This window comes from Mesorhizobium sp. YM1C-6-2 (genome assembly GCF_003666685.1).
Classification (GTDB): domain Bacteria; phylum Pseudomonadota; class Alphaproteobacteria; order Rhizobiales; family Rhizobiaceae; genus Mesorhizobium_K.
This window is the reverse complement of sequence record NZ_RCIZ01000051.1, coordinates 1-209: the sequence shown is the minus strand read 5'-3', so window position 1 is coordinate 209 and position 209 is coordinate 1. Positions and strand designations below refer to the sequence as shown.

The window sequence follows — 209 nt, the reverse complement described above, 5'->3', positions numbered from 1 at the left end:
TACATGACCAGCGACGACTGCACCGACATCATCGAGCGATAGCCTGAATCGACCCGCTCGACCTCGCGGGCGACCAGCCCATAGGTCACGTAGCCGGCGCCCAGCCCGCCATATTCCTCCGGAACAGTGATGCCGAGCAGGCCGGCGTCGCCCATCTCGCGGAAGATCGCCGGGTCGGTCAGCTCGTCGAGATAGGCCTCCTGGATGCG

General features: G+C 65.6%; 1 protein-coding gene. It reads right to left on the bottom strand.

The genetic code is table 11. The features are described from left to right. A partial coding sequence (locus tag D8676_RS26650; protein WP_183097271.1) for an acyl-CoA dehydrogenase family protein occupies positions 1–209 on the bottom strand: 209 nt, incomplete at both ends.